This is a genomic window from Prauserella cavernicola, assembly GCF_016595675.1.
In the GTDB taxonomy this organism is placed as follows: Bacteria; Actinomycetota; Actinomycetes; order Mycobacteriales; family Pseudonocardiaceae; genus Prauserella_A; species Prauserella_A cavernicola.
This window is the reverse complement of sequence record NZ_JAENJH010000013.1, coordinates 71299-93053: the sequence shown is the minus strand read 5'-3', so window position 1 is coordinate 93053 and position 21755 is coordinate 71299. Positions and strand designations below refer to the sequence as shown.

General features: G+C 73.3%; 20 protein-coding genes. 10 read left to right on the top strand and 10 right to left on the bottom strand.

The features are described 5' to 3' along the window. Positions 1-60: 60 nt before the first annotated feature. Positions 61-1428, bottom strand: a complete 1368-nt coding sequence (locus JHE00_RS32660; RefSeq protein ID WP_230425419.1) for a phosphotransferase family protein — start codon at positions 1426-1428, stop codon at positions 61-63. 255 nt (positions 1429-1683) lie between these two features. Between JHE00_RS32660 and JHE00_RS32655 the strand changes: the two genes are divergently transcribed. Next, a complete protein-coding gene (locus JHE00_RS32655; protein WP_307832214.1) occupies positions 1684-2508 on the top strand; it encodes a crotonase/enoyl-CoA hydratase family protein in 825 nt (274 codons plus the stop codon). Between the two features lie 138 nt (positions 2509-2646). Here JHE00_RS32655 and JHE00_RS32650 read toward each other — a convergent pair whose 3' ends face one another. From JHE00_RS32650 to JHE00_RS32635, 4 genes are read right to left on the bottom strand one after another with little or no spacing between them, the layout of a single operon-like run. After that, positions 2647-3429, bottom strand: coding sequence for a 2-keto-4-pentenoate hydratase (locus tag JHE00_RS32650; RefSeq protein WP_200325700.1), 783 nt, complete (start codon positions 3427-3429; stop codon positions 2647-2649). After that, entirely contained in the window at positions 3426-3980 is a 555-nt protein-coding gene (locus JHE00_RS32645) for a methyltransferase domain-containing protein (protein ID WP_200325698.1), read from the bottom strand. The genes JHE00_RS32650 and JHE00_RS32645 overlap by 4 nt, the downstream gene beginning before the upstream one ends. Beyond that, the gene (locus tag JHE00_RS32640) at positions 3977-4342 is read right to left on the bottom strand and encodes a VOC family protein (RefSeq protein WP_200325696.1); all 366 of its coding nucleotides are present in this window, start codon (positions 4340-4342) and stop codon (positions 3977-3979) included. Before JHE00_RS32640 ends, JHE00_RS32645 begins: the two co-directional genes overlap by 4 nt. Before the next feature lie 13 nt (positions 4343-4355). Beyond that, a complete protein-coding gene (locus JHE00_RS32635; RefSeq protein WP_200325694.1) occupies positions 4356-4625 on the bottom strand; it encodes a helix-turn-helix domain-containing protein in 270 nt (89 codons plus the stop codon). Positions 4626-4712: 87 nt separating this feature from the next. Here JHE00_RS32635 and map point away from each other — a divergent pair, with 87 nt between their 5' ends. Continuing rightward, on the top strand, positions 4713-5534 hold the full coding sequence (gene map / locus JHE00_RS32630) for a type I methionyl aminopeptidase (protein WP_200325692.1): 822 nt from the start codon (positions 4713-4715) through the stop codon (positions 5532-5534). Between the two features lie 62 nt (positions 5535-5596). Here the strand turns inward: map and JHE00_RS32625 are convergent, their stop codons facing one another. Next, positions 5597-6223: a vitamin K epoxide reductase family protein gene (locus JHE00_RS32625; protein ID WP_200325690.1), complete on the bottom strand. Its 627-nt coding sequence runs from the start codon at positions 6221-6223 to the stop codon at positions 5597-5599. Positions 6224-6395: 172 nt separating this feature from the next. Between JHE00_RS32625 and JHE00_RS32620 the strand changes: the two genes are divergently transcribed. Genes JHE00_RS32620 through JHE00_RS32610 form a run of 3 tightly spaced genes read left to right on the top strand, consistent with a single transcriptional unit; the run spans position 6396 to position 10428 of the window. Next, the gene (locus JHE00_RS32620) at positions 6396-7478 is read left to right on the top strand and encodes an MBL fold metallo-hydrolase (RefSeq protein ID WP_200325688.1); all 1083 of its coding nucleotides are present in this window, start codon (positions 6396-6398) and stop codon (positions 7476-7478) included. After that, entirely contained in the window at positions 7475-9838 is a 2364-nt protein-coding gene (locus tag JHE00_RS32615) for an acetyl-CoA acetyltransferase (protein WP_200325686.1), read from the top strand. The genes JHE00_RS32620 and JHE00_RS32615 overlap by 4 nt, the downstream gene beginning before the upstream one ends. After that, positions 9835-10428, top strand: a complete 594-nt coding sequence (locus JHE00_RS32610) for a TetR/AcrR family transcriptional regulator (protein ID WP_200325684.1) — start codon at positions 9835-9837, stop codon at positions 10426-10428. The genes JHE00_RS32615 and JHE00_RS32610 overlap by 4 nt, the downstream gene beginning before the upstream one ends. Here JHE00_RS32610 and JHE00_RS32605 read toward each other — a convergent pair. Further along, positions 10415-11647 (bottom strand): MFS transporter, encoded by a 1233-nt coding sequence (locus tag JHE00_RS32605; protein ID WP_307832213.1) that lies wholly within the window; start codon positions 11645-11647, stop codon positions 10415-10417. The two genes, JHE00_RS32610 and JHE00_RS32605, sit on opposite strands and share 14 nt — an antisense overlap. A gap of 147 nt (positions 11648-11794) precedes the next feature. Between JHE00_RS32605 and JHE00_RS32600 the strand changes: the two genes are divergently transcribed. From JHE00_RS32600 to mycP, 4 genes are read left to right on the top strand one after another with little or no spacing between them, the layout of a single operon-like run. After that, positions 11795-12868, top strand: a complete 1074-nt coding sequence (locus tag JHE00_RS32600; RefSeq protein ID WP_200325754.1) for a FecCD family ABC transporter permease — start codon at positions 11795-11797, stop codon at positions 12866-12868. Between the two features lies 1 nt (position 12869). Further along, positions 12870-13646, top strand: a complete 777-nt coding sequence (locus JHE00_RS32595; RefSeq protein ID WP_200325682.1) for an ABC transporter ATP-binding protein — start codon at positions 12870-12872, stop codon at positions 13644-13646. Positions 13647-13667: 21 nt separating this feature from the next. Beyond that, positions 13668-14660: an ABC transporter substrate-binding protein gene (locus tag JHE00_RS32590; RefSeq protein WP_200325679.1), complete on the top strand. Its 993-nt coding sequence runs from the start codon at positions 13668-13670 to the stop codon at positions 14658-14660. Between the two features lie 55 nt (positions 14661-14715). After that, positions 14716-16026 carry a type VII secretion-associated serine protease mycosin gene (gene mycP / locus JHE00_RS32585; RefSeq protein ID WP_307832212.1) on the top strand — a complete coding sequence of 437 codons (1311 nt, stop codon included), beginning with the start codon at positions 14716-14718 and terminating at the stop codon, positions 16024-16026. 4 nt (positions 16027-16030) lie between these two features. Here the strand turns inward: mycP and JHE00_RS32580 are convergent, their stop codons facing one another. The 3 genes from JHE00_RS32580 to JHE00_RS32570 form a co-directional block, all read right to left on the bottom strand. Then, a complete protein-coding gene (locus JHE00_RS32580) occupies positions 16031-16786 on the bottom strand; it encodes a methyltransferase domain-containing protein (RefSeq protein WP_200325677.1) in 756 nt (251 codons plus the stop codon). A 108-nt stretch (positions 16787-16894) separates the two neighbouring features. Continuing rightward, positions 16895-17191: a WXG100 family type VII secretion target gene (locus JHE00_RS32575; protein ID WP_200325675.1), complete on the bottom strand. Its 297-nt coding sequence runs from the start codon at positions 17189-17191 to the stop codon at positions 16895-16897. Between the two features lie 26 nt (positions 17192-17217). Beyond that, the gene (locus tag JHE00_RS32570; RefSeq protein WP_268958478.1) at positions 17218-17556 is read right to left on the bottom strand and encodes a WXG100 family type VII secretion target; all 339 of its coding nucleotides are present in this window, start codon (positions 17554-17556) and stop codon (positions 17218-17220) included. 166 nt (positions 17557-17722) lie between these two features. On the opposite strand from JHE00_RS32570, the gene eccCa reads away from it, so the two are divergent. Further along, positions 17723-21676, top strand: coding sequence for a type VII secretion protein EccCa (gene eccCa / locus JHE00_RS32565; protein WP_200325671.1), 3954 nt, complete (start codon positions 17723-17725; stop codon positions 21674-21676). Positions 21677-21755 lie beyond the last annotated feature (79 nt).

Below are 21755 nucleotides of genomic sequence, written 5' to 3'. Positions count from 1 at the left end.
GCAGCCTCCTCGCTTCGTGGAGCCAGGATTGCCGATCCGCCCGAGTCCAAACGTGGGGATTCACCCCGGATGGTCGACATAGCCCGGGTTGGCCACCGCGAGCCGGTCGGTGACGTCGGCGCGCACGGCGGCCAGCACGACGGGATCGGCGACGTCGAGGCACCCGCTGCGCAGCGCGATCGCGAACTCCGCCGTGCTCGCGACGCCGAGCGCGGCGAGCCGGGCCAGGTGCCGGCGTTCCTGCGCGGCACCGAGGCGCAGTTCGCGTTCGACGACGGCGAGGACACCCGCCGCGACCCTGGCGTGAAAGCCGAGCGCCTCACCGGTGCCCGGCTCGACCTCGTCGCGCAGGAACTCGGCAACCGCGGCGAGCAGGTCGCCCGCCGTCGGGCTGCCGTGCAGGTCCAGGCGTGCGTCCGCCTCCTCGGGCCGTGCCGGTTCGGGCTCCGCGCGGGGGATGCCGAGCGCCAGCAACAGGTCGTGCTCCTGCTCGCACACGCGCCTGCCCACGGCCGCGAGCTCCACCGAACGCGTCTGGCCCGACAGGTGCCGCTGCGCCTGCACCAGGCACAGCACGGCCCAGCGCGCGGTGCCATAGACCTCCCACCAGTGCACGGCCTCGCGATCGGGCGCCTCGCCCGCGATCTCGGCGTAACCGGCGAAGAGCTCCTCCCTGCTCCCGAACCCGCCCACCGCGAGCCCCGAGCCGAACCGCCACGCCTTGACGCACAGCCAGCCGAGATCCTCGAGCGGATCACCGCGGTGCACCAGCTCCCAGTCCACCACGGCACGCAGCCCGTCCGCGCCGACGATGAGATTGCCGTTGCGGAAGTCGCCGTGCACCACCGCGTCGCCCGACGGCGGCGGCCGGTGCTCCCGCAGCCAGCGCAGCGCGAGCTCGAGCGTGGGCAGGAGCTGTCCGGTCTCGTCGTAGCGGGCGGTGAGCCAGTCGAGCGGGTCGGTGGCGGGCAGTCCCGGTACGTGTGCCAGCGGGATTCGGTGCAGGCGGGCGAGCACGCGGCCCAGCTGCGCGGACAGCGACGAACGCGCCGCGGCGTAGCGGTGGTCGCGCAGCAACCGCCTGGGAATCGACTCGCCGTCGACGTGGACGGTGAGCACGTACGGTGCGCCGAGCACGCGGGAGTCGACGGAGTGGTCCACGAGCCTCGGCACCGGAACCCCGGCGGCCGCCGCGGCGCGCAGTGCCGCCGCTTCCAGCGCCATGTCCTCGGGCCGCAGGTGCCCCCCAGGATCGCGGCGCAGCACCAGGCGCACCGGCTCGGCGTCCCGTAGCCGCGCCTCGAACTGCCACGTCTGCTTGCTCGCCCCGCCGGTGAGCCGCCGCAGCCCGCTCACCCGGACCCGCGTGCGCCACAGGGCGCCCAGCCGGAGGTCGAGGCGGTGCGCCAGCTCGTCGGGTTCCATCATGGCCCCCGGGACATATCAGTCCAGTGTGGACGAAATCGGTGGTGCCGCGTGACCCTCGCGAGCTGTCCGGCGCGCGGCGGGCCCACGGGGTCGGCCCGGTCCGGTCGCCGCCTGCCACCGCCCTCGACGTCCATGCGCGCACTCCTGGTGAGATCGGACCCGGTGCTCGCCGTGCCTTGCCCTCACGTCGGTGTGCGGCCAGACTACGAGCGAAAGCCGCGATACGGCAAGGGTTCCCGCCGCGAGGGAGGGCATGTGACCGACCCGGGAGAGCAGCGCGTGAGCTGCACCGTGACCGATGGCGTCGCCGACGTCCGGCTCGATCGCGCCGACAAGCTCAACGCGCTCGATCCCTCGATGGCCTCGGCGCTCATCGCCACGGGCGAGCGGTTGCGCCGCGACCCGCGCGTACGGGTCGTGGTGGTGTCCGGCAACGGCCGCGCGTTCTGCGCGGGCCTGGATCTGCGGTCGTTCCAGGCGATGGCGGGCGGGCAGGCCGTGCGGCTGCGCCATGACGACGAGCAGCCCTACACCGGCGCCGCGAGCTCGACCGGGCAGCGCGCCGCGCACGTGTGGGCGGAACTGCCGATGCCGGTGATCGCCGCGGTGCACGGAGTGGCCTTCGGCGGGGGCCTGCAGATCGCGCTCGGCGCCGACATCCGGATGGTGGCGCCCGACGCGCGGCTGTCGGTGATGGAGATCCGCTGGGGCCTCGCGCCCGACATGACCGGCACGCAGGTGCTGCCCGAGCTGGTGGGGCGCGACGTCGCGAAGGAGCTGACCTTCACCGGCCGCATCGTCGACGGCGAGGAGGCCGGGCGGATCGGGCTCGCGACGAAGGTCACCGCCGAACCGAGGAAGGCCGCGCTGGAGCTGGCGCGCGAGATCGCCGGGAAGAACCCGCAGGCGATCCGGTGGGCCAAGCAGCTGCTCGACCTCGCGGGCCGGACTCCGATCGCCGACGGCTTCGCCGCCGAGCAGCAGGCGATCGGCGAGCTGATCGGCAGCCGCAACCAGGTCGAGGCCGTGCGGGCGAACCTGGACGAACGCACGCCGGTGTTCACCGACGATCCACAGTAGACGCCTCACCGTCGATCCTCAGTGCGAGGCCGTGTCGCATGTCGTCAGCCCGCTCGTCACGAGCGTCACCGGTGGGTGTGCGGCAACTCCGGACCATCGTCCACAGTGGATGATTGTCGCACCGCGGCCCTGGCCGCCTCAGCCACCGGTTACGGTGACGGCGCCGAGGGTGGTGAACTCGGCGCTCACCTCCTGGCCAGGCTCGACGAAGACGGCGTCGGTGAGCCCGCCGGTCAGCACGATCCACCCCGGTTCGAGCGCGATCCCGCGTTTGCCGAGCGCGTTGGCCGCCAGCGCCAGCGCCTCGGCGGGATGTCCCTGCACCGCCGCGCCGGTCGCCGAGGCCACCACGGTGCCGCCGACCCGCAGCAGGCACGCCTCGAGAGCGAGGTCCAGGTCGCCGGGCGACACCGACTTGCCCCCGAGCACGAACCGCGACGACGACGCGTTGTCCGCCACCACGTCCGGCAGCGCGAAGCTGAAGTCGGTGTAGCGGCTGTCGATCACCTCGAACCCGGCGTAGACGCTGCGCACGGCCGACAACGCCGTCGCCGCGGTCACCCCGGGCCCCGCGAGCCGCTCCCCCAGCACGAAGACGATCTCGGGCTCCACCCGCGGATGGATGAGCTCCTCGGCCGGCACCGGAACCCCGGCCGGCAGCACCATCGCGTCGGTCAGCCACGCGGTCAGCGGCGAGTCGATGCCCATCCGGTCCTGCTTGGCCTTCGAGGTCAGGCCCAGCTTCACGCCGACGACGGTCTCGCCCGAGTCGACCTTGCGGCGCAGCAACGCGTCCTGCACCTCGTAGGCCGTCGCGAGGTCGAGCGCGGGCCACTGCTCGGTGATCCGGCCGCCGTCGCGCCGCGACGCCTCCCGGTCGAGCAGTTCGGTGACGGCACGGTCGATCGTCCAGTCGGTCATGCCGGAACCCTAGCCCGGCGGGCCAGGATGCGGGAGCTCTGTTGATCGGTGACGTCGGTGAGCACGTCGAACCCGGCCGGGAGCCGAGCGCGCAGCTCGCCGGGGCGGACGCGGAACGGGCGCGGCGGCTCCCCGGCCGCCGCGGCCAGCGCCTCCCACGCGAGCAGCCCACCCTCGGCGACGAGACCGGCCGCCGAGGTGAAGGCCGCCGTGTCCCAGTAGCGCGTGGCGAGCACGAGCGCGTACGAGCCCTCGTCGGCCGCGGCGAAGGCGGGCGCGTCGGCCTCGACCAGCCGCACGGCCAGTCCTCGTCGCCGCGCTTCCGCGCCGAGCTGGGACAACGCGACGTCGGAGATGTCGACGGCGGTCACCGCGCGGCCGCCCGCGGCGAGTGCGAGCGCGCTGCCCGAACGGCCGCAGGCGAGATCGAGCACGGCTCCGTCGGGAATGCCCGCCCGCTCGGCCTCGGCGACGAGCCGATGGGGCGTGAAGTCCGGCGGAGCCGCCGCGTAGCGCTCGTTCCAGCGGAGCCGGTCGGCCTCGGCGCTCACAGTTTCTGTGCGAACTCGACGATGTTGCCGTCGGGATCGGCGACGTGCAGCGTCCGTTCGCGCCAGGGGCGGTCGACCGGTCCGGTCAGGATCGGCGCGCCCGCCGCGCGGAGCCGATCGGCGTGGGCGTCCACGTCGTCGACGATGAAGCCGATCTCGCCGCACGGTGCCGTCCCTGCGGGCCTGCCGATCAGCTCGCCCAGCTTCGCCTTGTCGAACAGGGAGAACTTGGTGTTCTCCAGGTCGAACTCCACGTAGCCGTCGCCTTCTTTGCGGACGTCGAGGCCGACGACGTCGCGGTAGAACGCCGTCGAGCGCGGCAGGTCGTCCACGTACCAGATCGTGTAGTCCAGGCGGCGCATGCTGGGATCCGGGCTACGAGGCGGCTTCGAGCGGCAGGCCGCTGCCGAGCCAGGTGGCCGCCAGCTCCTGCACCGGCAGATCGAGCGCCTCGCCGAGGCAGATGATCGTGCCGAACCCGGGAGAGGGCAGTCTGCCGGTCTCGATCTTGCGCAGGGTCTCCGGCGAGATACCGGCCGCGCGGGCGACGTCGGCCAGGTCGCGGCCCGCTCGCGCCTGGCGCAGCAGCGCGCCGAGCCGCCTGCCTGCTTCGATCTGCTCGGGCGTGAGCGGTTGGCGAACCATGGCTCCAGCATAGGGTTGGTATTACTATACCGACAAGTGTTAGGGTCTCGGTATAGTAATACCAACACGTTGTGACGCGAGGTAACCGTGATCGAACTGAAGACGCCCGCCGAGATCGAGCGCATGCACGTGGCGGGGCGTTTCGTCGCCGAGGTGCTCTCCGAGGTCGGCAGGCTCGCCGACGTGGGTGTGAACCTCATGGACCTGGAGCACCACGCGCGCGCCATGATCAGCACGCGCGGGGCCGACTCGTGCTACTGGGACTACGCGCCGTCCTTCGGCAAGGGTCCGTTCCGCAACGTCATCTGCCTCTCGGTCAACGACGCGGTGCTGCACGGCCTGCCCCACGACTACACGCTGCGCGACGGCGACGTGCTCACCGCCGACCTCGCCGTGAGCATCGACGGCTGGTCGGCCGACTCGGCGCGCACGGTCATCGTCGGCACCGCCGCCGAGGAGGACCTGCGGCTCATCCGCGCCACCGAGGAGGCACTGGAGGCGGCGATCGAGGTGAGCCGCCCCGGCAATCGCCTCGGGGACATCTCGGCGGCGATCTGGGACGTGGCCCGCGACTACGGCTATCCGGTCAATACCGAGTTCGGCGGCCACGGCATCGGCCGCACCATGCACGAGGAACTCCACATTCCCAACAAGGGCAGGCCGGGCCGCGGTCTGAAGCTCCGGCCGGGCCTGACCCTCGCACTCGAGCCCTGGTTCGCCCGCACCACCGACCGGATCGTCTTCGACCCCGATGGCTGGACCATCCGCTCGGCCGACGGCTCGCGCACGGCCCACTCCGAGCACACGGTCGCCATCACCGACGACGGCCCCCTGGTGCTCACGCGGCGCGTCCAGGACAACGCCGCGGCGAACGGCGAGTCCGCCGCACGTCTGTCCATCCGGGACTAGGTGCCGAGCCCGTCCCGGGTGTCGACCCGCTCGCGGAGCCGGTCCTCGGCGAGGTCCACGGCTCAGCCGAACAGGCCGGTCCAGTACGACCAGAACCGTTGCCCGATCAGGATGGCGATGAGCAGCAGCCACAGCAGCAGCGGCGAGAGGTGCCTGCGCGCGAGGGTCTCGCCGAGCGCCCGGGCGCCGGGCAGGTATCCGGCCGCGAGGTTGTGCACGGTGGTGTACCAGAAGATGGGGATGGTCACCGCCCACACGATCATGCAGTACGGGCACAGCGCGCCGATCTCGTAGAGGCTCTGCGCGATGAGCCAGTGCACGAAGCCGACCGCGAACAGGGTGCCCGCCTGGAGCCCGAGCCAGAACCACCGGGGCAGGCGCGCGCCGGCGAGCAGGGCGACGCCCACGGTGGCGACCACCGGGAAGCCGACGAGCCCCAGCAGCGGGTTGGGGAAGCCGAACGCTGCGGCCTGGGCGCTCTCCATCACCGAGCCGCACGAGAGCGTGGAGTCGATCGAGCAGGAGGGCTGGTAGAAGGGGTTCTCCAGCAGCGCGATCTTCTCGACCGTCAGCACGAACGCGGCCCCGGTGCCGATGATCCCGCCGAGGGTGAGCACCCAGGCGGCGATCGCGCGCAGGCGCGCGGGCGCCCCGGTGTCGACGGCCGGGCCGGTGGCCGGTGCGGACATGCCGCGTCCTCCTCGCCTCGCAGGTCAGCGTCCTGACAGCTACGACGGTACGCACGTCACTCGTCCGGTGTGGCGGTGGGGACGTGACCCAGAGCTCGTTGATCGGCCGCGACGGCGCGGGTTATGTTCGAAGGCGTTTACGGACGACGACCGTCTAGAAAGCCGGTGAGCCATGTCAGCGAATCCCGCCGATCCCGGGGTGCCGGGAATCAGCGTCCTCGGCACGGCGCAGCGCGCGGCGTGGCTGGAGAAGACGCTGCCGCCGGTCGAACGGCTCGCGGGCGGGCTCTGGTCGGTGCCGGTGCCGATCCCGGACAACCCGCTGCGCTACACGCTGAGCTACCTGGTCCCCGGCGACGACGGCCTCGTGGTGGTGGACCCGGGATGGAACGCCGACGAGACCTGGACGGCACTGCTGGCCGGGCTGGCCGAGGCCGGTGCGACGCCGAAGGACATCACGGGCATCGTGGTGACCCACGTGCATCCCGACCACCACGGGCTCTCCGCGCGCCTGCGCGACGAGTCCGGGGCGTGGGTGGCGATGCACCCCGCGGAACGGGACACACTGCGGGTCACCGGGTCGGGCGGCTCGTCCCCGACCGCCGAGGGGTGGCTGCGGCTCGCCGGGGCCGACGACGCCGAGGTCACCGAGCTGGTCGCGTCGCTGGACGGCGCCGGGAACCGGGACCGGCCCGCGATGGCGGAGCCGGACGTCCTGCTGGAGGACGGCGACCTGGTGCCGATGGCAGGCCGCACGCTGCGCGCGGTGTGGACGCCGGGACACACTCCGGGGCACCTGTGCCTGCAGGAGCCCGACGCGCGGCTGCTGCTGACCGGCGACCACGTACTGCCACGGATCACCCCGAACATCGGGCTGTACCCGAACTCGGCCGAGTCTCCGCTGGCCCGGTTCCTGGAGTCGCTGGAGAAGATCCGTGCCTACGACGACCACGACGCGCTGCCCGCCCACGAGTACCGGTTCCGGGGCCTCGACGCCCGCGCCGGGTACCTGGCCGAGCACCACGAGCAGCGGTGCCGCGAGCTCGTCGCCGTGGTGGAGGACCTGGACGAGCCGGTGGTGTGGTCTGTCGCCAAGAACCTGAGCTGGTCGCGGCCGTGGGAGCAGATCGGGCACATGCGCTTCGGCGCGCTCGCCGAGACCGGCGCCCACATCGAGCACCTGGTCCGCCGGGGCGAGCTGGCCTGGCGCCGCGACGAGAAGGACCGGCCCGTCCGCGTCAGGAGCGCCCGATGACCGAGCTCGACCCCCGCACGCCCGTCCTCGTCGGCGCCGGGCAGGTGTCGGAACGCATCGACGAGGACGGCTACCGGCGACTGTCCGCTGTGGACCTCGCGGCCGAGGCCGCGAGCGCGGCGCTGGCCGACTCGGGCGCCGAGCCGAGCGCGGTGGCGGCGGCGCTCGACATCGTCGCGGGCATCCGCCAGTTCGAGATCTCGGCGCCGGGGGCCTTCGCGCCCCTGGGCCGCTCGGACAACTACCCGAGGTCGGTCGCGCACCGGCTGGGCGCCTCGCCCGCGAGGGCGATCCTGGACGTCGTGGGCGGGCAGGGGCCGCAGCACCTGGTCACCGAGCTGGCAGCGAGCATTGCCGCAGGCGAGGCGGAGGTGGCGCTGGCCTTCGGGTCGGAGGCCATCTCCACCGTGGCGCACCTCGCGGGCGCCGAGGACCGCCCGGACTTCACCGAAGACGTCGGCGGGCAGCTTGAGGACCGCGGACTCGGCCTGCGGGGACTGGCCACCCGCCAGCAGGTGCTGCACGAGCTGATCGACCCGCCCACGCAGTACTCCCTGTTCGAGAACGCGCGCCGCGCCCGGCTCGGCCTGTCGCGCGAGGACTACGCGGCCGCGATGGGCGAGCTCTTCGCCCCGTTCAGCAAGATCGCCGCCACCAACCCGCACTCGGCGGCTCCGCTCGAGCGGAGCCCGGCCGAGCTGGTGACGCCGTCGGCGTCGAACCGCCCGATCACCGACCCGTACCCGCGCTACGTGGTGGCGAGGGAGAAGGTGAACCAGGGCGCGGCGGTGCTGGTGATGTCGGTGGCCGCGGCGCGCGAGCTCGGGGTACCGAGCGAGAAGTGGGTGTTCCTGCACGGGCACGCGGACCTGCGCGAGCGGGATCTGTCGCGGCGCCAGGATCTCAGCGCGGCGCCCGCGGCCGTGCGGGCGGTACGGCACGCGCTGGAGGTCGCCGGCATCGGGCTCGACGACGTCGCCGCGATGGATCTCTACAGCTGCTTCCCGATCGCGGTGTTCGCGCTGTGCGACGGACTCGGCCTCGCCACCGACGACGTGCGGGGGCTCACGCTCACGGGCGGGCTGCCGTTCTTCGGCGGCGCCGGCAACAACTACTCGATGCACGCCATCGCCGAACTGCTGGCGCGCCTGCGCGAGCAGCCGGGTGCCTACGGGCTGATCGGCGCCAACGGCGGGCTGCTCAGCAAGTACTCGGCGGGCGTGTACTCGACCACGCCCAGGCCGTGGCACGCGAGCAGGGACGCCGAACTGCAGGCCGAACTCGACGCGGGTCCCGCACCGGAGGACGTCGTGCACGCCGACGGCTGGGCCACGATCGAGACCTACACGCTCAAGCACGGCCGCGACGGCGCGGGCACGGGCGTGGTCGTCGGCAGGCTGGAGTCCGGGCAGCGGTTCCTCGCCAACACCGAGCCCGGCGACGACGAGATGCTCGCGCGGCTCGGTAAGGGCGAGCCCATCGGCACGCGGGTGTTCGCGCGCTCGTTCGGGTTCGGCAACCGCGTCACCACGACCCCCGGGCGGATGGCCGGGCTGTTCCCGCCGAGGCCGCCCGGGTTCCGCGAGTCCTACGAGCACGTGCTGGTGCGCCGCGACGGGCACGTGCTCGAGGTGACGATCAACCGGCCGCAGGCGCGCAACAGTCTTCATCCCGAGGCCAACAGTGAGCTCGACGAGGTCTTCGACGCCTACTTCGCCGACGACGAGCTGTGGGTCGCGATCCTCACCGGCGCGGGCGAGAAGGCGTTCAGCGCGGGCAACGACCTCGCGCACACCGCGTCCGGGAAGTCGTTGTGGGTGCCCAAGAACGGCTTCGCCGGGCTCACCTCGCGCCGGGAGCTGCCGAAACCGGTGATCGCGGCGGTGAACGGCTACGCGCTGGGCGGCGGCCTGGAGATCGTGCTGGCGTGCCACCTCGTGGTGGCCGACGCGCGGGCACGGTTCGGGCTGCCCGAGGTGCGGGTCGGCCTCGCGGCCGCGGCGGGCGGACTGGTGCGGCTGCCGCGCGCGATCCCGAAGGCCGTGGCCACCGAGCTGATCCTCACCGGACGTCGCCTGGACGCCGACGAGGCCCGTTCCTACGGGCTGGTCAACCGCGTGGTCGAGGCGGGAACGGCGATGGAGGGCGCGCGGGCGCTCGCCGCGGAGATCCTGGAGGGCTCCCCCACCTCGGTCCGCGCGTCGCTGCGGATCATGGCCGAGACCGAGGGCATCGCCGACACCGCCGACGCCGTGAACCTCCCGTCCGGCGCGCTCGACGAGCTGCTCGTCAGTGAGGACACCATCGAGGGCGTCACCGCGTTCGCGCAGAAACGCCCGCCGCGGTGGCGCAACCGATGACGGCCGCGGGCCGTCCCCGCGATCCCGGAGTGGACCGCCGCATCGCGCTGGCCGCCGTGGAGCTGTTCGGCGAGGCGGGCTGGGCGGGGTTCAGCGTCGAGTCGGTCGCGCGGCAGGCGGGCGTCGGCAAGGCGTCGATCTACCTGCGCTGGCAGACCAAGGAACAGCTGCTGCTCGACGCGCTGGCCGCCCACGTCGCCAACGTCGCCGACGCCGACACGGGCACGCTGCGCGGCGATCTGGTGGCGCTGGCGCGCCAGCTGCTGCGGCTCTACGTGGGCACCAGCCGCAAGGCCGCGTTGCGCATGAGCGTGGAGGCGCCGACGATCCCCGGGCTCGCCCAGCGGTGCGAGGAACTGCGGCAGGCGCAGATCAGGGCGGCGCGCGCGATGGTGAAGCGCGGCATCGCCCGCGGCGAGCTGCCCGAGGACACCTCGGTGACGCTACTGCTGGACACGTTGTGCGGCGGCGTGGTCATGCACGTCATGTCCACACCCTCGCACCTGCAGTCGACGCTGCCGGACCAGATCGACACCTACGCCGTGCGGCTCGTCGACTTCCTGCTGCGGCCGCCGCTCACGGCTGTGTGACGGCGAACCGCCTGCTGCTGGGCACCAGTGCCGCCGCGGCGGGCGCGGCGACGCACGCCAGCGCGCACGCGCCGAGCACCGCCGTGGTGCCGAACGCGTCGACGGCGGGGGCGATGAGCGCGAGCCCCACCGGGGCGAGGCCGTACGAGAGCAGGAAGTCCAGCGACGAGACGCGGGCGAGCTTGTCGGGCGCCACCTCGCGCTGGATCGCGGTGAACCACGGGACATTGAACAGCTCGACGCCGATGCCGGTGAGCACGTAAGCGGCGACGACCACCGCGGGGTGCACGGGCAGCAGCAGGCTCAACGGCGCGACGCCGTAACAGGCGAGCCCCGCGAGCGCGACCCAGCCCTGAGCGCGCGGCCGCCAGCGGGCCACGATCAGCGCGCCAACGAGCGCTCCGGCGGTGTAGGCCGTCAGCGCGGCGGCGAGCACGACCTCGGTGCCGTAGCGGTCGCGGCTCACCAGCGGCAGGAGCACGCTCGTCGCGGAGTAGCCGAGTGCGATCACCGCGGTCAGCGCGCCGAGCCCGGCGAGCAGCCACGGGTGCCTGCGGGCCTCGCGCACGCCGTCGGCGAACTCGGTGACGACCCCGGCGCGCGGGCGCGCGGGCTCCGGCGGCCCACTCGGCTTAGCCGCGCCGGTCCACGGCGGCAGCAGCGCGGCGACGAGCCACAGCACTCCGGTGCCGACGAGCAGCGCGCCCGGATCGACCACCGTGGCGAGCAGCGCGGTGAGGCCTGGCGCCACCAGCGTCGTGACGCGCACGGCGAACGTCGTGGCGGCGTTGGCCTCCTGCCGTCGCGGCTCGTCCACGACCTCGGCGGTCAGCGCCTGGAACGCGGGCCTGCACGCGCCCTGACCGGCGCCCACCACGGCGGCGGCGATCGCCATGAGCGGCAGTGACGCGCCGAGTCCCAGCGCGATCAGCGGGGAGCCCACGGTCGCGGCGAGGCCGGAGACGAGCACGACCCCGCGGCGCGAGTACCGGTCGGCCAGCACCCCGCCCACGGGCACCGCCACGAGGAATCCCGCCGTGCGCGTGGCGAGCACCAGCCCGAGACCGGCAGCGCTGAGCGTGTGGTCGAGCACCGCGAGTCCGAGGACGAACGGCAGCGCCCAGGTCGCGAGCCCGGACGCGGTGGTGCCCATCCACAGGCGCAGGAACGAGGGATCGCGCAGGACGGACGTCGTCCTGGCGCCGGCGGTGTCGGTCACGGGGCGGGAACTCCTCGGTGTTTTCGGCCATTCTGGCACGCACAGACTAGACGATAACGATTTTCATTTGTAGTATCGCTCCCGCCGGAGGGCCGACGCGCCACTGGCCGGACATCGACAAATCCACTGTGGAGGGTTGGCGTGACCGTGACGGAACCGGCTCTCCGGACCCCGCCTGCGCGCACCTCGCGCTCGGCGGGAGTGCTTCCCGTGCTGGTACTGGTGCTCGTGCTGGTCGTCTCGGTGATCGGCGGGATCTCGCTCGGCCCCGCTGTGGTGTCGCTGCCGGACACGCTGCGCTACCTCGGCGCCGCGCTCACCGGGGGCACGATCGGCCCCGACGACGTCACCGGGTATTCGATCATCTGGCAGGTCCGCACCCCGCGCGTGCTGCTGGCCGTGGTGGTCGGTGCGGGCCTGAGCGTGATCGGCGTCGCCGTGCAGGCCATGGTGCGCAACGCGCTCGCCGACCCCTTCATCCTCGGCGTCTCGTCCGGGGCGTCGGTGGGCGCCAGCGCCGTCGTCTCGTTCGGCCTGTTCGCGGGACTCGGCGTCTACGCGCTGTCGGCGGCCGCGTTCATCGGCGCGCTGGTGGCCTCGGTGCTGGTCTACGTCGCCGCACACGGCCGCGCCGGGCTCACGCCGCTGCGGCTCGTGCTCACCGGCGTCGCGCTGGCCTACGGGTTCCAGGCGCTGATGAGCGTCATCGTGTTCTTCGCGCCGTTCGGCGAGGCCGCGCGCTCGGTGCTGTTCTGGCTACTCGGCAGCCTCGGCGGGGCCGCGTGGGGGTCGCTGCCCATCGCCGCGGCGACCGTCGCGATCGCGATCGTGGTGCTGCTGCGCCACAGCCGCGCGCTCGACGTGCTGTCGATGGGCGACGAGTCCGCCGCCAGTCTCGGGGTCGACGCCGCGGCCGTGCGCCGGTGGCTGTTCCTGCTGACCGCCGTGGTCACGGGCGCGCTCGTGGCCGTCAGCGGCGCGGTGGGCTTCGTCGGGCTGGTGATGCCGCACCTCGTGCGGATCCTCGTCGGCGCCGACCATCGGCGGGTGCTGGTGATCGCCCCGCTGGCCGGCGCGATCTTCCTGGTGTGGGTGGATCTGGCCTCGCGCACCCTGTTCGCTCCCCGCGAGCTGCCGCTCGGCGTGATCACGGCGCTGATCGGCGTGCCCGTGTTCGTGACGCTGCTGCGCCGCCGCGGCTACCTGTTCGGAGGCCGCTGACATGGAGCTGACCCTCGACGCCGTGTCGGTGGAGATCGCGGGCGCGACGCTGGTCGACGAGCTGAGCCTCAAGGCGGGCGACGGCGAGGTCGTGGGCCTCGTCGGGCCCAACGGCAGCGGCAAGTCGACCGCGCTGCGCTGCGTGTACCGCGCGCTGCGGCCCACCTCGGGCGCCGTGCTGGTGGACGGCTCCGACCTCACAGCGATGTCCATTCGCGACAGTGCACGCTCGGTGGCCGCCGTGACGCAGGACAGCACGACCGACCTCGACTTCACCGTCGCCGAGGTGGTGGCGCTGGGCCGGTTTCCCCATCAGCGCGGCAATCCCTCGCTCAGCGAACGCGAGCAGGAGCTGTGCGCCGAGGCGATGCGCCGCACCGGCGTCACGCACCTGGCGCGGCGCGGTGTGCTGTCCCTGTCGGGCGGCGAGCGCCAGCGCGTGCTCATCGCCCGCGCGCTCGTGCAGGAGCCCCGGCTGCTGGTGCTCGACGAGCCCACCAACCATCTCGACGTGCGCCACCAGGTGGAGCTGCTGTCGTTCCTGCGCGGCTGCGGGCTCACCGTGCTCGTCGCGCTGCACGACCTGAACCTCGCCGCGTCGACGTGCGACCGGCTCGCGGTGCTGTACGAGGGCTCGCTGGTCGAGACCGGCCCGCCCGCCGACGTGCTCACCCCCGAGCTCGTCCGGCGCGTCTTCGGCGTCACCCCCACGGTGGTGCCCCATCCCCTCACCGGTGTGCCGCAGCTGCTCTACACCGTCGCTCCCGAGTCCCCGTAACCCACGAAAGGCACCGTCCCCGTGAACCGGCTCCCCACCGCGCTGCCCGCGCTGCTCGCCGTCTGCCTGCTCGGCACGGCGTGCGGCGCCGACGTCAGCACCCAGCAACAGCAGGGCCCCGAACCCGTGACACTCGAGAACTGCGGTCGCCAGATCACCTATCCGCCGCCGCAACGCGCCGTGGCCTACGACATGAGCGCCACCGAGAAGATGTTCGCCCTCGGGCTGGCCGACCGGATGCGCGGCATGGTAATGCCCAGTACCGCCGACCCCGCCGTCGAGCGCTCGTCCTACGTCGGGGACTACCGCTCGGTGGAGACGCTGTCCACCGACGTGCTCAGCTTCGAGACCGTGGTGGCCGCCGAGGCCGACTGGGTGCTCGCGGGCTGGAACTCCGGCTTCAGCGAGGCGCGCGGCATCACGCCCGACCGGCTCGACGAGGTCGGCATCCGCAGCTACCAGTTCACCGAGAGCTGCTTCGACTACGGCGACGACCCGGTGCGCGTGCCGCCGCTCGAGGCGCTCTACACCGACCTGCGCCAGATCGGGCAGATCTTCGGCGTCACCGACCGCGCGGAGGAGCTCGTCGCGGACCTCGAGCAGCGGGCGTCCACGTTGGAGCAGAACCGGCCCGACGGCGACCCGGCGCGGGTGTTCGTCTACGACTCGGGCACCGACCAGCCGTTCACCTCGGGCGGGCAGGGCGCGCCCGACGCGATCGTCTCGCTGGCCGGAGGCCGCAACATCTTCGGCGACTTGACCGAGCGCTGGACCACGGTGGGCTGGGAGTCCGTGGTGCAGGCCCAGCCCGAGGTGATCGCCGTGGTCGACTACGGCGACCAGCCCGTGGAGGACAAGATCGCGTTCCTCGAGTCGTTCCCGCCGCTGGCCGACTCCCCCGCGGTGCGCGACAAGCGCTTCCACATCCTCGACTACGGCGAGGCCGTGAGCGGGCCCCGCAACATCGACGGCGCGGAGAAGCTCGCGGAGTACCTGCGCTCGATCGGCCACTGACCGGTTGGTGCCACCGCCGCCGCCGGGCACCGTGCGCGGGCGATCATGAGCCGTGATGACGGCGACGACGGTGCGGAGCGCGGCACGCAGGAGCGCGGTGGTGGCCATGGCCGCCGCGGGCGTGCTCACCCTGACTCCGGTGCCTGCCCAGGCGGCGCCGCCCGAGGGCGCGTGTACCAACCCCGACCCCGCGCGCCCCGCCGTGGTGGAGCAGCCCTGGGCACAGCGGGCACTGGACCCGGCGTCGGTGTGGCGACACAGCACCGGCGCCGGGGTGCTCGTCGCCGTCGTCGACTCCGGCGTCGACGCCGACCACCCGCAACTGCGCGCCGACGGGAAAGTGTTGCGGGGACAGGACTTCTACCTCGTGGGCGACCTTCCGGGCAACTTCGACTGCGTGTCGCACGGCACCGCCGTGGCCAGCATCGTCGCGGCCTCGCGCGCCGACGGCGTCGGGTTCTCCGGCATCGCCCCCGGCGCCCGGATCCTGCCCGTGCGGATCAGCGAACGCGACCTGACCGACAACGGCGCGTCCGAGCCCGTCGACCCCGCCGTGCTGGCGCGCGGAATCTGGTACGCGGCCGACCAGGGCGCGAAGGTCATCAACCTGTCGCTCGCCGGCACCGTGGACGACCGCTTCGTGCGCGACGCCGTCGCCTACGCGCGCTCGAAGGACGCGCTCGTGATCGCCGCGGCGGGCAACGCCCAGGAGGACACGCTGCCGGGCGAGCCGTCCTACCCCGCGGGCTACGAGGGTGTGCTCGGTGTCGGCGCCGTCGAGGAGAACGGCCAGCGCCTGGGCAACTCGCAGATCGGCCCGCAGGTGGACCTGGTGGCGCCGGGCGGTGCCGTGCTGGGCGCCACGCGTGCGGGTGGCCACGAGTACTGGCAGGGCACCAGCTTCGCGACCGCGTTCGTCTCGGGCACCGCCGCGCTCGTGCGCGCGGCGTGGCCGGAACTCTCCGCCGACGAGGTGGCGCGGCGGCTGGTGGCCACCGCCACCCCGGCGCCGGGCGGCGCGGACAGCCAGGCCTACGGCGCGGGACTCGTCAACCCTGCCCGCGCGGTGAGCGACGGGCTCAGCGACGAGGTTCCTCGCCGAATCGCCGATCCCGAGGTGCCGGAGCCCGATCCCGACGCCGTGGCCGCCGCGGCGTGGTGGGACCGCATGGGCACCACCGCACGCCTCACGGCGGGCGCCGCCGGAGCCGCGGCCGTCGCGGCGGTGGTGCTGACGTGGCTGGTCGTGCGCGGCCGCCGGGGCCGGTTCCGGGCCAGGCGCGCCGAACCGCCAGCGGCGCGCGCGTCGGCGGACGAGCTGCCCGAGGAGATGTTCCTGCTCCCCCGGCCCGCGCCGGAACGCTGAGCGCTCAGGGCTTGCGGGCCTCGATCAGGGTGCGGCTAGCGTGGGCCACGAAGCTGCCGTCGCGCCGGATCAGCTCGTGCAGTGCGCGCAACCGGTCTCGGTGGGCCTCGACGGTGAACCCCGGCACGGTCCAGACCACTTTGCGCAGGAAGTAGACCACCGCGCCGATGTCGAGGAACTCGGCGCGCAGCCGCTCGGTGCGCAGGTCCACCACCTCGAGTCCCGCCGCCCGCGCGTCGGCCGCCTCCGTCTCCGGATCGCGCAGGAGGCGTGCCTGCGGCCGCGGGCCGAGGAAGAACTCGACGAGCTCGAACATCGTCGCGGGGCCCACGTGCTGGGCGAAGTAGGTGCCGCCGGGCCGCAGCACCCTGGCGAGCTCGTCCCACCACACCGTCGCCGGGTGGCGGCTGCTCACCAGGTCGAACGCACCGTCGGCGAAGGGCAGCGGCGGCTCGTCGGTGCTCGCCACCACCACACCGCCCAGCGGAGCGAGCCGCCGGGCCGCCTCGGCGACGTTGGGCGGCCACGACTCGGTGGCCGCCTGCACGGGCGGGAACGGGGCGGCGCCCGCCAGCACCTCGCCGCCACCGGTCTGCACGTCCAGCGCCGAGGACGCGGCCGCGAGCCTGTCGCGCAGCAGCCGCTGGTAGCCCCACGAGGGCCGCCGCTCGGTGGCGCGGCCCGCCAGCCACGCGAAGTCCCAGCCCGCCACCGGCACCGCGGCGGCCTCGGCGAGAAGATCGTCGAAGGACCGTGCCATGCACCGATCGTCCCAGCCGCCGCCACCCGTTTTCCGGGCATGAGTCGGGCCCGGGAACCGCAGGGGAGGTTCCCGGGCCCAACAGCAGCCACGCCGAGTCGGATCGACTCAGATCGTGGTGCTTCCCACCCTCGCCATCGCCGAGGAGAGCGCCTGCTGCAGCTCGGTGTTCGCGGTCTGCACCCCACCGCGCAGCGCGTCGAGCATCGCCTGCTGCGCACTCGACACCTGCTGCCAGGCGGCGCTGATCTCGCTGAACTCGCCACCGGCCCGGTCGAGCCAGTCGGCCGAGGTGGCACCCGAGGTCGAACGCCAGCTGTCCATCTCGCTCTCGACCTTGCCGACGGTCGCCATGATCTGGCTGGCGAGGTCGTCGAGCTGGCCGAAGTTACCCTTGATCAACATCGTTGCGGCTCCCTTGGTGAGACCGGTCAGGCCTTGAGCGCGCCGCCGAAGGGGCTGTGCCCCTGCACGGCGTTCAGGCCGGAGGCACCGGTCTGGTCGGCGGCGAGGTAGGTGTTGGACGAGAACCGCGTGTTCTCCCCCAGGCTGTTCAGAGCCGCGGTCAGCCGCGTGATGCCGGCCTCCCACTGCGCGTGCGCCTGGTCGAACATCGGGCGCGCCGTGCCCTCCCACTGGCCCTTGAGTGAGTCGACCGTCGGCCGCAGCGACGACCGGTGGCCCTCGATGTTGCCCGAGACGGTGCCCGCCATCGCGGCCGCACGCTCGAGAGTCTCTGTCACACCGTGAAGCTGATCCCCAGCCGGCATGCGCTGGCTCCTTCCGCTCGTGTCCCGGCACACACCGGGTGTGGGAGCGAACGTATCCGCGCCGGGCCGTGGCGGGGCCCGTTCGTCACCTTCCTGCCAGCGGCGCCGCCCGGCCCGCGCCGTCGGCGACGATCAGAAGCCACGAGCGGCGACGAGGAGGAACGCAGTGGCCACGGTGGTTGTGCGGCGGCCCGCGCGCAGGGCGTCCCCGGAGATGCCCTCCGGCGAACTGGTGCTGGACGCGCCGCCGGAGATCCCGGCGCCGGGCGGCAGGCAGTGGACACAGGCGCTCACGATGCTGCCGATGCTGGCGATCATGGGCGCGATGCTGCTGATGTTCTCCGGCTCCATCGGAGGCACGCTGCGGCTGGTCGTGTTCGGACTGTTCGGTGTGGCGATGCTGGCGATGGTGCTGGTGACGTTCCTCAACAGCTCCGCCGCGGGCAAACGCGAGATGGGCCAGGCGAGGCGGCTGTACCTGCGCAGGCTCGCGCAGCACCGGGTGCGGCTGCACCGCAGCGTGCGCAAGCAGCGCGACGCCCTGCTGTACCTGCATCCCGAGCCGGACTCGCTGTGGTCGCTGGCCGACAGCTTCCGGTTGTGGGAGCGCCGCACCGAGGACGCCGACTTCGCCGCCGCGCGCATCGGCACGGGCCCGCAGAGCCCCGCGACCGCGCTCGTCGCCCCCGACACGCAGCCGCTGGAACAGCTGGAGCCGCTGTCGGCGCTGGCGCTGCGCCGGTTCCTCACCACCTTCAGTTCGGTGCCCGGCCTGCCGCTGGCCGTCTCGCTCACCGGGTTCGCGCGCCTGCACGTGCGCGGCGACCGCGAACGCGCGGTGGGCCTGACGCGCGCGATGCTCGCCCAGCTGGCGACCCTGCACGCACCCGACGACCTGCGCATCGCGGTGTGCGCGGCCCCGCACGAACTGCCCGGCTGGGACTGGGTCAAGTGGCTGCCGCACGCGCTGCACCCGGAGAAGTCCGACGCCGCCGGTCCGCTGCGGCTCGTCGCCCCCGCCGTCACCGGTATCGAGGCGATGCTGGAGGACGTGCTCTCGACGCGCCCCCGGTTCGACCCGGACGGCTCGCGGGGCGCGACGCCGCACCTCGTGGTGGTGCTCGACGGCGGCGACGTCGCGGGCTCCGACCACCTGATGACGGGCGGTGGCGTGGAGGGCGTCACCGTGATCGACCTGACGTCAGTGCCGCCGCGCCTACCGGAGCGGCCGACGCTGATCCTCGACGTCGCCGCCGACGGCGCCCTCGCGGCCACCACCGTCGAGGGCACCGCCGAACTGGGCATCGCCGACACACTGGACGCCGTCGGCGCCGAGTCGCTGGCCCGTCAGCTCGCGCCCCTGCGGCTCACCGGCGGTGCCCGCGGTGAGCAGCCGCTAAGTGTGGACCTCGGCCTCGGCGAACTGCTCGACCTCGGCGACCCTTACACGTTCGACCCCGCCGCGACCTGGGTCCAGCGGCCCAACCGCGACCGGCTGCGCATCATGATCGGCATCCAGCCCGACGGAGCGCCGCTCGAGGTGGACCTCAAGGAGTCGGCGCAGGACGGCATGGGGCCGCACGGCCTGCTGATCGGCGCCACCGGCTCGGGCAAGTCGGAACTGCTGCGCACGCTCGTGCTCGCGCTGGCCGTGACGCACCCGCCGAACTCACTGAACTTCGCGCTGATCGACTTCAAGGGCGGTGCGACGTTCACGCGGCTCGACGCACTGCCGCACACCAGCGCCGTGATCACCAACCTCGCCGACGAGCTGCCGCTCGTCGACCGTATGACCGACGCGCTCAACGGCGAGCTCGTGCGGCGGCAGGAGCTGCTGCGGGCGGCGGGCAACTTCTCGTCGCTGCGCGAGTACGAGCGCGCGCGGGCCGCGGGCGCACCGCTGCCCGAGGTGCCCACGCTGCTGGTGATCTGCGACGAGTTCAGCGAGCTGTTGTCGGCCAAGCCGGACTTCATCGACACCTTCGTCCAGATCGGACGCGTCGGCCGCTCGCTGGGCGTGCACCTGCTGCTCGCCTCGCAGCGGCTCGAGGAGGGCAGGCTGCGCGGCCTCGACACGCACCTGTCGTACCGCATAGGACTACGGACCTTTTCGGCGATGGACAGCAGGACCGTGCTCGGCGCCACCGACGCGTTCGAGCTGCCGCGCGCGCCGGGTCACGGGTTCCTGAAGTTCGGCACCGACCCGATGACGCGCTTTCGCTCCGCCTACGTGTCCGGCGTGCACCGCAGGGCCGATGCCACCCGCGGCGCCCACGCCGACGACCGGGGCCCGGGGCTACTGGAGTACTCCACCGCCTACCAGGCGCCGCCCGTCGTGGCCGCCGAACCGGCCGAGCCCGCCGCCGACGAGGCGCAGGGCGAGAGTCTGCTCGACATCCTCGCCGACCGGCTCACCGGCCGCGGCACGCCCGCACACCAGGTGTGGCTGCCTCCGCTGGGCGACCCGGCGACACTCGACGAGCTGCTCGGCGAGCCGGTGCCCGACCCGGCGCGGGGCCTGCGCGCGCCACGCGAGGACCTCACCGGCGCGTTGAAGGCCGTCGCGGGGATCGTGGACCGGCCGTTCGAGCAGCGCCGCGACCCGCTGACGTTCGACCTCTCCGCCGCGGCGGGCCACGTCGTGGTGATGGGCGGTCCGCGCAGCGGCAAGAGCACCACACTGCGCACGCTGGTCACCAGCCTGGCGCTGACCAACACCCCCGGTGAGGCGCAGTTCTACTGCCTCGACTTCGGTGGCGGCGGCCTCGCGGCGCTGCGCGGACTGCCCCACGTCGGCGGCGTGGCGAGCAGGCAGCACGCCGGCGCCGTGCGCCGCACCGTCGCGCAGCTGCACACCGTGCTCGCCGAGCGCGAGCGGCGCTTCGCCGACGGCGAGATCGACGGCATCGCCGCCTATCGCGCCGCGCGCGCCCGCGGCGAGCACGCCGACGACCCGTACGGCGACGTGTTCCTCGTGGTCGACGGCTGGCAAACGTTGCGCAAGGAGTTCGAGGACGTCGAGGAGGCCGTGTGCGACCTGGCCGCGCGCGGACTGGCCTACGGCGTGCACGTGATCGCCTCGTGCGGGCGCTGGTTCGACCTGCGCCCCGCCGTGCGCGACCTCTTCGGCAGCAGGGTGGAGCTGCGCCTGGGCGATCCCATCGACAGCACCGTGGACCGGCTCTCGGCGCTGGCCGTACCGGAGGACTCCCCCGGCCGCGGTGTCACCCAGGGCAAGCACCAGATGCTGCTCGCGCTGCCCCGCGCCGACGGCGCCCGCTCCGCCGACGGACTGCAGGCGGCGACGGCCGAGCTCGTGGCCTCGATCGCCGCCGCGTGGCACGGGGCTCCGGCCCCGCGCGTGCAGCTGCTCCCGTCCACACTGGACTACCCCGAGCTGCCCGCACAGGACGAGCCGGGGATGCGCGTCGCGATCGGCATCGCCGAACAGGACCTGGCTCCGGTGCGGATCGACTTCGGCGCCGACCCGCACTTCCTGCTCCTCGGCGACGCGCAGGCGGGCAAGACGGCGTTCCTGCGCCTGCTGGCGCGCCGGATCGTGGACAGCTACGCGCCGAGCCAGGCGCGGATGGTGCTCATCGACCACCGGCGCGGACTGCTCGGCGACATCACCTCCGAGCACCTGCTCGGCTACGGCACCGACCCGGCCACCACGCGGGAGCTGATCTCCGAGGCGGCCAGGGGCATCGAGGAACGCCTGCCCGGCAAGGACATCACGCCCGAGCAGCTGCGCTCGCGCTCGTGGTGGAAGGGCCCGGAGCTGTTCATCCTCGTCGACGACTACGACCTCATCGCGTCGCCGCTGGACAACCCGCTGCAGCCACTGCTCGAGTACCTGCCGCAGGGCCGCGAGCTCGGCCTGCACGTGGTGCTCACCCGGCGCACCGGCGGGGCGAGCCGCGGTCTGTACGAGCCGTTCCTGTCGCGGGTGCGCGACGTCGGCTCGCCGGGTCTGCTGCTCTCCGGCGACAAGGACGAGGGCCCGCTGCTGGGCGGGCTCAAACCGGAGTTCCTGCCGCCGGGACGCGGCAGGCTCGTCGGCAGGGGCCACGCCCCGAAGTTGTTGCAGCTGGCCTGGCTCCCGCCGACGGAGTCGTGATGGCCGGAAGCTGTCGCACCGCCCCGGCACCGGCCGGGCGGTGGTTGGCTCGCAGGTATTTCCGCAGATCCACCGGGAG

Excerpts from the sequence above, each read along its gene's own strand:
- JHE00_RS32660 (WP_230425419.1), bottom strand. The coding sequence starts at position 1,428 with ATGATGGAACCCGACGAGCTGGCGCACCGCCTCGACCTCCGGCTGGGC.
- JHE00_RS32650 (WP_200325700.1), bottom strand. The coding sequence starts at position 3,429 with ATGACCGACTGGACGATCGACCGTGCCGTCACCGAACTGCTCGACCGG.
- JHE00_RS32640 (WP_200325696.1), bottom strand. The coding sequence starts at position 4,342 with ATGCGCCGCCTGGACTACACGATCTGGTACGTGGACGACCTGCCGCGC.
- JHE00_RS32635 (WP_200325694.1), bottom strand. The coding sequence starts at position 4,625 with ATGGTTCGCCAACCGCTCACGCCCGAGCAGATCGAAGCAGGCAGGCGG.
- JHE00_RS32625 (WP_200325690.1), bottom strand. The coding sequence starts at position 6,223 with ATGTCCGCACCGGCCACCGGCCCGGCCGTCGACACCGGGGCGCCCGCG.
- JHE00_RS32620 (WP_200325688.1), top strand. The coding sequence starts at position 6,396 with ATGTCAGCGAATCCCGCCGATCCCGGGGTGCCGGGAATCAGCGTCCTC.
- JHE00_RS32615 (WP_200325686.1), top strand. The coding sequence starts at position 7,475 with ATGACCGAGCTCGACCCCCGCACGCCCGTCCTCGTCGGCGCCGGGCAG.
- JHE00_RS32610 (WP_200325684.1), top strand. The coding sequence starts at position 9,835 with ATGACGGCCGCGGGCCGTCCCCGCGATCCCGGAGTGGACCGCCGCATC.
- JHE00_RS32595 (WP_200325682.1), top strand. The coding sequence starts at position 12,870 with ATGGAGCTGACCCTCGACGCCGTGTCGGTGGAGATCGCGGGCGCGACG.
- mycP (WP_307832212.1), top strand. The coding sequence starts at position 14,716 with ATGACGGCGACGACGGTGCGGAGCGCGGCACGCAGGAGCGCGGTGGTG.
- JHE00_RS32580 (WP_200325677.1), bottom strand. The coding sequence starts at position 16,786 with ATGGCACGGTCCTTCGACGATCTTCTCGCCGAGGCCGCCGCGGTGCCG.
- JHE00_RS32575 (WP_200325675.1), bottom strand. The coding sequence starts at position 17,191 with ATGTTGATCAAGGGTAACTTCGGCCAGCTCGACGACCTCGCCAGCCAG.
- JHE00_RS32570 (WP_268958478.1), bottom strand. The coding sequence starts at position 17,556 with ATGCCGGCTGGGGATCAGCTTCACGGTGTGACAGAGACTCTCGAGCGT.